A 9,264-nucleotide genomic window follows, 5' to 3' on the forward strand; every position below is an offset into this window, starting at 1 on the left:
ACCGGCAACACCGTCACCATCACCTTCACCACCACCAGCACCCGGTACGTACGGCTGAACTTCACCGCCAACACCGGCTGGCCCGCCGGACAAATCTCAGAGTTCCAGATCTTCAGCAGCTGATCCCGCCTGACTCGCTTCACCGGGGCCGCCGACCACGCAAGTGCTCGACGGCCCCATTGGCAACATCCCTGCTCCGGGCGCCTGGCCAACTGGAAACGTTGACAGTGACTCAGTACTCTCCTACGATCCGCGCTGGACTGATTCAGTACCAAATATGAATCATCCACACATATTTGCTACGCCACTTCTCTGCGCCAAAGGAGTCGCAAGATGACCGCACGTCTGCGCGCGCTCTTCTCCACCGCCGCCGCACTCGCCCTGGCCGGCGCCCTCGCCCCGGCCGCCCACGCGGATGTGATCATGCCGGTGGGCCCGAACGACTACTTCACCGCGACCGTCAACGGCGGGCCCACCCCGACCGCCGCCGCCGAACCGGTGATCAGGGTCGTGTGCCCCGGCCCGGCCACCCCGGGCCAGTTGGGCCACCCCGCGGCCGGCCAGACCGTCGAGGCCAACGAGCTGTTCCCGCCGTTCTCCGGGACCTGGCAGGTCGGCTTCACCGGTTCGGCCGCCAAGGAGATCGACGCGATCATCAGCTGGCCGGGCATCCTGCCGGCCGGCACCACCCCGGTGAACCCGCCGGTCGTGATCTCGGACTTCGGGCTGAACTACCAGATCCCGACCTCGTTCGAGCTGCCGTGCAGCGGTAGCGGCGTGGTCTCCTTCGTGCCGATCCCCACCAGCTCGACGGCACGCGGCGTCGCGGTGAATGTGATTTTCGAGAACATCGCCGTCTGACGCTCCTGACCCGGCTGGGCCGGGAGTAGGCGATCCTCGGGGCGGGTCGGCCGTGTCACCCAACACGGCCGACCCGTCCCATTCGCGTCTGCCGGCGGGCGGGCCGAGAATCTGAAGAGAATCTCGCGCGTCGCCGTCGATCCGGGCGGGGGCCGTTCGTGTAGAGCGTGAGAAGCCGGCCGGAGCGAACGTGAACGGCCGGGCCGAGAAGCACGCGGACAGCGAGGAGTTCCCGTCATGACCAAGTACCTGCTCACCATTTACACGCCCGCAGACGTGCCCCCGCCGCCGCCGGAGGTCCTGGGCCCGATCATGCGCAACGTCGACGCCCTGACCAACGAGGCGAAGGCCGCAGGCGTGTGGGTGTTCAACGGGGGTCTGCACGCCCCGAGCACGGCGACCGTGCTGCGGGCCAAGGACGGTGACGTGCTGATGACCGACGGCCCGTACCTGGAGGGCAAGGAGTACGTCGGCGGCTTCACCATCATTCAGGTGCCCGACCTCGACGCCGCACTGGAGTGGGGCCGCAAGTACGCGCAGGTGATCACGGGGCTGGCGATCGAGGTGCGTCCGTTCGTCGACGAGAGCGAGCGCTAAGCCGCGTGCCCGGCATCACGGGGTCCAATAGCACAGGGTCCGGTGGCACGGGGGCTGACAACACAGCACGCGGTAACACAACGCCAGGTAACACAGTGCCTGATAACACAGCACCTGACAGCACCGCGAGCGCTGTCGAGCGTGCCTTCCACGCGGAGTACGGACGCGCGGTGGCCGTCCTGGTCCGTGCTTTCGGCGACATCGACATCGCCGAGGACGCGGTCCAGGAGGCCTTCGCGGCGGCGGCGGTGCGCTGGCCTGCCGACGGCCCGCCGCCGAGCCCGGCCGGCTGGATCATCACCACCGCCCGCAACCGGGCGATCGACCGTCTTCGGCGCGAGGCGTCCCGCGCGGACCGGCACGCCGCCGCTGCCCTGGTACACGAGCGCGGCAGCGGCGTGCTGCCCGAGAACCCGCACGATCAGCAGCCGGAGGAGGGGCCAGTGCGCGACGACAGACTGCGGTTGATCTTCACCTGCTGCCACCCCGCGCTCTCCCCCGAGGCACGCGTCGCACTGACGCTGCGGCTGCTCGGCGGGCTGACCACGGCCGAGATCGCGCACGCCTTCCTGGTGCCCGAGCCGACCATGGCCCAGCGGCTGGTGCGGGCAAAGGGCAAGATCCGCGATGCCCGGATCCCGTACCGGATCCCCGGCGAGGCCGATCTGCCGGACCGGCTGCGCGCCGTGCTGGCCGTGGTCTACCTGATCTTCAACGAGGGGTACACGGCCAGCTCGGGCGACCGGCTGATCCGCGAGGAGCTGTGCACGGAGGCGGTGCGCCTCGGCCGGCTGTTGGCCGACCTGATGCCCGACGAGCCCGAAGCACTCGGGCTGCTCGCGCTGATGCTGCTCACCCAGTCGCGCCGGGCGGCACGCACCGGCCCGGGCGGCGGCCTGATCCCACTGGCCGAGCAGGACCGTGAGCTGTGGGACCGCGAGCTGATCGCCGAGGGCCAGGCGCTGGTGCGCCGCTGCCTGCGCCGCGGGCAGCCGGGGCCGTATCAGATCCAGGCGGCGATCAACGCGGTGCACAGCGACGCGCCGATCACGGCCGCCACGGACTGGGGCCAGATCCTCCAGCTCTACGACCAGTTGCTCGTGCTCGCCCCGACCCCGATCGCCCGGCTCAACCGCGCGGTCGCGGTGGCAGAGGTCGAAGGCCCGCAAGCGGCGCTCGGCTTGGTCGACGCCCAGCTCATCAACGCCCCGAGCCTGGACGGCTTCCACCTGTACCACGCGATCCGTGCCGACCTGCTGCGGCGGCTGGGCCGCAGCGCCGAGGCCGCCGAGGCGTATCAGGCCGCGATCGAACGGACCGGGAACAAGGCCGAGCGCGAGTTCCTGCGCCGCCGCGCCGCAGAGTCGGACGAGGAGACGTAGGCAGTCCTGTGGACGGCTCTGTGAACAGCTCTCAATACGCCCAGGGCCCGGGCTCCGTGACGACCGGCGCTCCCGACTCGGCCGCCCGATCGATCGCGAGGGCGATCAGGTGGTCCTGGCACGCCTGATCCAGCGGATAGGGCTCGGGACCCTCGTCGCGTGACCAGGCGGCCGTGGCGGTGAGGATGGTGCCGATCGCGATCTCCTCGTCCATCAGCCGCAGGCCGAGGAAGGGATTGCGGTACACCACGCTGCCCTCGAAGGCCAGGTGTTCGGTGTCGTGGCCGTCCAGGTTCAGGTCGTGGCCGAGCTGCGAGCGCACGATCTCGGAGCGCAGCACGGTGCGCGGGCGCGCCCACCGCACGACCGTGTCGTCGGCGATCTCGCCGTGGCTGCCGCGGATCACGATCCGGCGCAGCCGCAGCCGGTTGTGCCACTGGTTGTCGGTGAAGTCGTAGAGCCCCGCCGCACCGCCGAAGTCCAGGGTCGCCAGCGTGGTCGCCGCGTCCTTGGCCGTCTCGTCGTCGGTCCAGCCGTGCCGGGTGAGCGGGTCGACCAGCGGCGCGACGAACCTCGACGCGGAAACCCTGGCGGGCTCGAATCCGACGCCCAGCAGGCCCCTGATCATCGAGACCGCGTGGTATCCGTGCGTGGAGGAGACCTGCACCGACGTCGGCCGGCCGATCAGCCCGCGCCCGACGATCTCCCGACGCGCGGCATGGCCGGGCATCAGCAGGTACTGCTCCGCCACCTGCACCATCCGGCGCGCGCCGACGCGCTGCCACAACGCGTGCAGCCCGGCCTCGTCGGGCGCCGGCGGCGTCTCCGCCAGAACCCTGACACCCGCGTCTACGAGCTCTGTTATCACCTCGGGGTTCACCGGCCACGGGACGCTGGTGACCACGAAGTCAGGGCTCTGCCTCGCGAGCAGGTCGCCGACCGAGAGATACGCGGGCACGTGCCAGCGCCGCAGGACCAGCTCCGCGCTCTCCGGACGGCGCACCACCCCGCCGACGAGCGTCAGCCGCTCCGGCATCAGGGCCGCGAGCCTGACGAAGAACTCGGCACGCCAGCCGCTGCCGACGATGCCAAAAGAGACCGGCGGTGTCGTCACGCCCGGATCCTGTTCGTCACGCGAGGATCCTCTCTCGCGCGGGCAAGACCCAAACCTTTATGTCACATGTATGCCAGTACCGCTGTATGACGCTCACGCCGCGCGCCGCTCACACCGTGTCGAGCCGCGCGAGTTCCTCGGCCGACAGCTCCAGTTCGGCCGCCCTGACCGAGTCGCGGATGGTCTCGGGCCGCGAGGAGCCGGGAATCGGGATCACCACCGGCGCCTTGGCCAGCATCCAGGCCAGGCACACCTGCTGCGGGCTGACCCCGTGGGCCGCGCCCACCTCGGCGAACGCCACAAAGCGGGAACCGAGCCCGGCCGCGCTGGAGATCCCGCCGAGCGGGCTCCACGGCAGGAAGGCGATGTCCATCGCCGCGCACAGTTCTAGCTCCGGCTCGCTGGAGCGGAACGCCGGGGAGTACTGGTTCTGCACGCTGACCAGCCGGCCGTCCAGGATGTCGTCGGCCAGCCGGATCCGCCGCGGGTCCGCGTTCGAGATCCCGGCGAAGCGGATCTTGCCCGCGTCCAGCAGGTCGCGGATCGCGCCGAGCGAGTCCGCGTAGTCCACCCGGGGGTCCGGCCGGTGGAACTGGTAGAGCCCGATCGCCTCGACGCCGAGCCGCTTGAGCGAGGCGTCGCACGCCTGCTTCAGGTAGTCGGGCGAGCCGTTCACCGTCCACGAGCCGTCGCCGGGCCGCAGGTGGCCGCCCTTGGTGGCGATCAGCACGTCGGAGGTGTCGCCGCCGTAACTCGCGATCGCGTCGGCGATCAGCGACTCGTTGTGGCCGACCTCGTTGGCGTCCCGGTGGTAAGCGTCGGCGGTGTCGATCAGCGTGACGCCCGCGTCGAGCGCGGCGTGGATCGTGGCGATCGACCGCTGCTCGTCCGGCCGCCCCTCGATCGACATCGGCATGCCGCCGAGTCCGATGGCGCCGACCTCGGCGTCACCGATGCGACGAGTCTGCATGATCACTCCTCAGGGAATCCACGATCGGTACGGAACCAGCCTCCATCCCCGGGATTAAGCTGTCCAACAGAAACGAGTGATGCCGTCCAGCACCCCGAGCGATTGATCGGAGCAGGCCGTGGAACTGCGCCAGCTTGAGCACTTCGTCGCGGTCGCCCAGGAGTGTCACTTCACCCGCGCGGCCAAACGGCTGCACATCGCGCAATCCGGGCTCTCCGCCTCGATCCGCTCGCTTGAGCGCGAACTCGGCGCGCCGCTGTTCCTGCGCAGCACCCGGCAGGTGCAGCTGACTCCGGCCGGGCAGGCGCTGCTGGTCGAGGCGCTGCGCGCGCTGGCCGCCAGCAACGCCGCGAAGGACGCGGTCGCCGCGGTGCAGGGCCTGCTGCGCGGCTCGCTGTCGATCGGCTCGCTCCAGTGCCTGCACGCGGTGCACCTGCCGACGCTGCTGGCCGGCTTCCTCTCCGCACACCCCGGCCTGGAGATCAGGCTGCGGCAGGGCGGTTCGGGTGAACTGATCGAGCTGGTCCGCGCCGGCCGCCTCGACATGGCGTTCGTCTCCCGGCCGCCGCGGCCCGCCGAGGACGTGGTCGTCACCGCGCTGGACCGTGAGCCGCTCGTGCTGGCCTGCGCCCTCGACCACCGGCTGGCCGCGCTGGACCGGGCGAAGCCGGCGGATCTGACGGACGAGCAGTTCGTCGACTTCCCGGCGGACTGGGGCACCCGCGACCTGGCCGACCGGGTACTGGCGGCGGCCGGGGTCGAGCGGCGCGTCGGCCTGGAGGTCACCGACGTGCACTCGCTGCTGGACCTGGTCGCCTTCGGCCTGGGTGTCGCGCTGGTGCCGCGCTCCTTCTCGGTCAAGACCGACCGCGTGCGCTTCATCGACCTGGACGGCGACGTACCCGCGTGGGAGACGGTCGTCGTCACGTCCGACCCGCCCGGCGCGGCCGCGGCGGCGCTGCTGCGCGAGGTGCGCGTGCCGGGGCAGGGCTGAGAGCGGAAGTTCACGGAGAGTTTTCCCAGGCGCGAGCCCTTAATGCCATGAATTGCCCGATCATGTGCGAGTGTCTCATGAAATCGGGGTTCTCTCGCTGTATGAAGGCTTCTTCCGCGGCGGTGCGCGCATCCTGCACACCGACGTCCTGACCGGCCTGCACGGTCGCGGACAACGGCACCGGGTGCTCAGCATCCACGGCCAGGTTTACCGCGAGGCGACGTTCCAGTGGATGCAGGATGATCCCTGCTACCGCAAACTCGTGGCGGCCGGCGTCCAGGTGTCCGCGCTGCGCGACGGGGACGCCGATAACACGGTGTTCGATGACACAGTGTCTGATAACGCTGTGTCCGATAACACAGTGTTCGACGACCACGAACTGTCCGTCGTCGAGTACGAATCGGCCATGGCCGACGTCATGCTCACCCTCAAGGAGCAGCCGCTGCGGCTGGTGAACCAGGCCGGGCTCAGCGGCCCGGTCGTCACCTGCCTGCACCGCTCCGATCCGCAGAACCAGGGCCCGGCGCTGGAGCAGTTGCGCACGGCTGTCGCCGCCGGCCGAATCGCGGCCCTGATCTGCTGCGCCGAGTCGGCGCGCACCGCCTATCGGGACGCCGGGATTCCGGACGGCCTGCTGCACGTGATCCCCAACGGCGTCGACCTACGCCGTTTCCGCCCCGATCCACGGGCCCGCGCGCGGATGCGCCGGTCGTTCGCCATCCGCGCGGACGCCCCGGTGATCGCGTTCGCGGCGCGCTACGACACGATGAAGAACGTGCCGCTCTTCCTCGCGTCCGCCGCGAAGTTCCTCGCCGCGCACCCGGCCGCGCACGTGCTGATGTGCGGCACCGGCATGACCGCGGGCAACCCGCGCCTGCTCGACGACCTGCGTGACGCAGGGCTCGCACGCACTCCCGGAACGCACGACCCGCGCATCCATCTGCTCGGCCCGCGCGAGGACCCGCAGGTGCTCTACGCCGCGGCCGATGTCGTCGCGCTGACATCAGCCTTCGGCGAAGCGGCGCCGCTGTGCCTGATCGAGGGCATGATGTGCGGCGCGATCCCGGTCGCGACGGACGTGGGCGACTGCGCGTCGATCGTCGACGGACGCGGCCTGCTGGCCGAACCGGACGCCGAAGCCGTCGCCGCCGCGTGGGCCGAGGCGCTGGCCCGCCGTGACGAGTTCACCCTCGCGCTGCTCGCCACGCGCGCCGCGTTCGGGCGCCGCCGGATGATCTCGCGGTACGCCACGCTCATCCGCCGCACCAGCGGCGTCGGCGCCCGTCCGCTACCGATCCCGCTCCTGGAGGCAGTGGCGTGACGACAGCGGCATGACAGCGGCGCGGAAAGCCAGGAGGGCTGGTCACCCGTCCGGACGACCAGCCCTCCTGTTTGCTGGGCCAATCTACTGAATTGCCACTTACCTACTACCTATACCTACTGCTCGTCACCGCTGACCGAGGCCGCCTGCGTCACCACGTCCTGGTTCGGAGTGTTCACGCCGGGGTTGCCGCGGAAGTCGGTCCAGACCGGGTGCGCCTTCAGGTCCGCGTCGAGCGTGATCGCCGTGTAGTCGCCGATGAACACGCCCTGAAGGACCTGCCCGGACACCGCTCCGATCGAGACGAACTGCACGTCCGGGTTCTCGCTCTGCCCGGTCAGCCGCTGCTGCTCGGCCCTCGCGATCGAGTTGCGGTTGCCCGACACCATCGCGAAGTCCAGGCCGATGCCCGCCGGGTCGTAATGCCGCGTGTAGTAGCTGACGGCCACGTGGCCGTCGTACGCGGCGACCGCCGGGAACACCTCGTCGGTGCCCGCGCCGACCTGGGCCGGCGCCGACCAGCTCAGCACGCCGTGCCGGGTCGCCTCCGCGGACACCAGCAGGCTGGTGCCGTTGGTGTGCACGGACACCCCGGAGGAGGTGTACGTGCCGTTGCGGTCATCGGCCCAGGTGATGTAGAGCCTGTTGGCCACACGGTCGTAGGTCTGCTGCGGGAACGAGTTGATCCGGAAGTTCTCGCCGGTCAGCGTGGTGTTGGCCACGTCCGGGTTGAACGGGAAGTCGAAGTTGCGCGCGACTTCCTGGTTGGTGAAGGTCGCGCCGCCGTCGTGCGAGGTCGCGACGACGACCGCGTCGTGGTCGGCCGGCGCGTTGCACGCGGCGCTCTGGCAGACGGCGGTCTCGTACGCGACGTAGAGCGTGCCGTCGTTCGCGACCACCGGGTTGGTACCGCTGCCGAACGGGGTGATGCCGGTGGTGAAGTTCGCCAGCGTCGGGCCGATCGGCGCCGGGGCGGAGAAGCTCGCGCCGCCGTCGGTGGACTTCGCGACGACCACCGGGGATTCGAGGAAGTTGCCGGCCGAGTCGAACGTGAACTGGGTCCAGGTCACGTAGACCGCACCGGTGTGCTGGTCGACCGCGACCCATTCCTTGTCGTTGAAGATGTTCGTCGGGCCCTCGGTGCCATCCGCGTTGTACCCGTCCAGGTGCACGATGGTCGGCTCGCCCCAGGTCAGTCCGCCGTCATGCGAGGCGGACACGGCGACGCCGCTGGCCGACTGCGAGCCGCCGGCGGCCGGCGCGTCCCGGGAGAAGACCAGGTTCGCGTAGTAGACGGTGTCGTGCGGGCCGAACGCCAGCGCCGGGTCGCCTGCCGAGTCCGACAGCGACAGCGGAGCGCTCGCGCCGGTCTGGAAGGTCAGGTGCGGCGCGACGACGTCCTTCCAGGTCTTGCCGCCGTCGAAGGACGTGTAGGCCCAGCCGGAGGCGTCGTTGCGGTTCTCGCGGCTGTTGAAGACACGGTAGTCGTTCGAGCCGGCCACCAGGTTGCGCGGGTTGTTCGGGTTCTGCGCGACCGTGGTCTCGTTCTGCGCCGCGCTGCACCCGGTCTGGCTGCCGACCGGCACGACCGTGTCGCCGCTGATCACGTCGACGTTCGGCGCGATCGGGGCGTACGGGTTCGGGCTGCCGAGGAACGACTGGCAGAGCGCTGCGACGTTGGCCTCGGGCAGCTCGTCCGCGCCCTCGGTGAACTGCTCCTTCAGCAACGGGTTCGGCGTGGTGTGCGTCCGGGCAGCAGCGCTTGCGTGCACCCGCGCGGATACCTTCGCCGATTCCTGGCCGGCCGGATGGTCCCCGGCCGCAGATCCGGCGACCGACGCGTGCGCGACGGCGGGACCCATTGCGAGCGCCGCCGCCGATGCGATGGCGACCGCCAAAGCCGGAACAGGACGAATTCGGATCATTCAGTCTCCCCTCCCTGTGCCGCCGCCGATCGGGCGGCGGCGAATTCGAGACGCCGGCGCGTGTGTTGCGCGCCGACGGCGCAGCGAACGCTAGGCGTAG

At 70.3% G+C, this 9,264-nt stretch carries 8 protein-coding genes; 5 read left to right on the top strand and 3 right to left on the bottom strand.

All coding sequences use genetic code 11. The annotated features are described in order from the left end of the window. Positions 1-333 precede the first annotated feature (333 nt). From VGS97_RS05325 to VGS97_RS05335, 3 genes are all read left to right on the top strand, one after another. Positions 334-861, top strand: a complete 528-nt coding sequence (locus tag VGS97_RS05325) for a hypothetical protein (protein ID WP_326852071.1) — start codon at positions 334-336, stop codon at positions 859-861. A 237-nt stretch (positions 862-1,098) separates the two neighbouring features. Next, a complete protein-coding gene (locus tag VGS97_RS05330) occupies positions 1,099-1,458 on the top strand; it encodes a YciI family protein (protein WP_326852072.1) in 360 nt (119 codons plus the stop codon). A 95-nt stretch (positions 1,459-1,553) separates the two neighbouring features. Beyond that, positions 1,554-2,840, top strand: coding sequence for an RNA polymerase sigma factor (locus tag VGS97_RS05335; RefSeq protein WP_326852073.1), 1,287 nt, complete (start codon positions 1,554-1,556; stop codon positions 2,838-2,840). A gap of 31 nt (positions 2,841-2,871) precedes the next feature. On the opposite strand, the gene VGS97_RS05340 is transcribed toward VGS97_RS05335, so the two are convergent. Further along, a complete protein-coding gene (locus VGS97_RS05340) occupies positions 2,872-3,954 on the bottom strand; it encodes a Gfo/Idh/MocA family protein (RefSeq protein ID WP_326852074.1) in 1,083 nt (360 codons plus the stop codon). Between the two features lie 109 nt (positions 3,955-4,063). Next, positions 4,064-4,924 (bottom strand): aldo/keto reductase, encoded by an 861-nt coding sequence (locus tag VGS97_RS05345; RefSeq protein WP_326852076.1) that lies wholly within the window; start codon positions 4,922-4,924, stop codon positions 4,064-4,066. Between the two features lie 118 nt (positions 4,925-5,042). Here VGS97_RS05345 and VGS97_RS05350 point away from each other — a divergent pair, with 118 nt between their 5' ends. Beyond that, positions 5,043-5,918, top strand: coding sequence for a LysR family transcriptional regulator (locus VGS97_RS05350; RefSeq protein WP_326852077.1), 876 nt, complete (start codon positions 5,043-5,045; stop codon positions 5,916-5,918). Positions 5,919-5,988: 70 nt separating this feature from the next. Then, positions 5,989-7,239: a glycosyltransferase gene (locus tag VGS97_RS05355; protein WP_326852079.1), complete on the top strand. Its 1,251-nt coding sequence runs from the start codon at positions 5,989-5,991 to the stop codon at positions 7,237-7,239. 116 nt (positions 7,240-7,355) lie between these two features. Here the strand turns inward: VGS97_RS05355 and VGS97_RS05360 are convergent, their stop codons facing one another. Further along, positions 7,356-9,164, bottom strand: coding sequence for a sialidase family protein (locus VGS97_RS05360; protein WP_326852080.1), 1,809 nt, complete (start codon positions 9,162-9,164; stop codon positions 7,356-7,358). Positions 9,165-9,264 lie beyond the last annotated feature (100 nt).

This window comes from Actinocrinis sp., from assembly GCF_035946395.1.
Lineage (GTDB): Bacteria > Actinomycetota > Actinomycetes > Streptomycetales > Catenulisporaceae > Actinocrinis.

Excerpts from the sequence above, each read along its gene's own strand:
- VGS97_RS05360 (WP_326852080.1), bottom strand. The coding sequence starts at position 9,164 with ATGATCCGAATTCGTCCTGTTCCGGCTTTGGCGGTCGCCATCGCATCG.
- VGS97_RS05325 (WP_326852071.1), top strand. The coding sequence starts at position 334 with ATGACCGCACGTCTGCGCGCGCTCTTCTCCACCGCCGCCGCACTCGCC.
- VGS97_RS05330 (WP_326852072.1), top strand. The coding sequence starts at position 1,099 with ATGACCAAGTACCTGCTCACCATTTACACGCCCGCAGACGTGCCCCCG.
- VGS97_RS05345 (WP_326852076.1), bottom strand. The coding sequence starts at position 4,924 with ATGCAGACTCGTCGCATCGGTGACGCCGAGGTCGGCGCCATCGGACTC.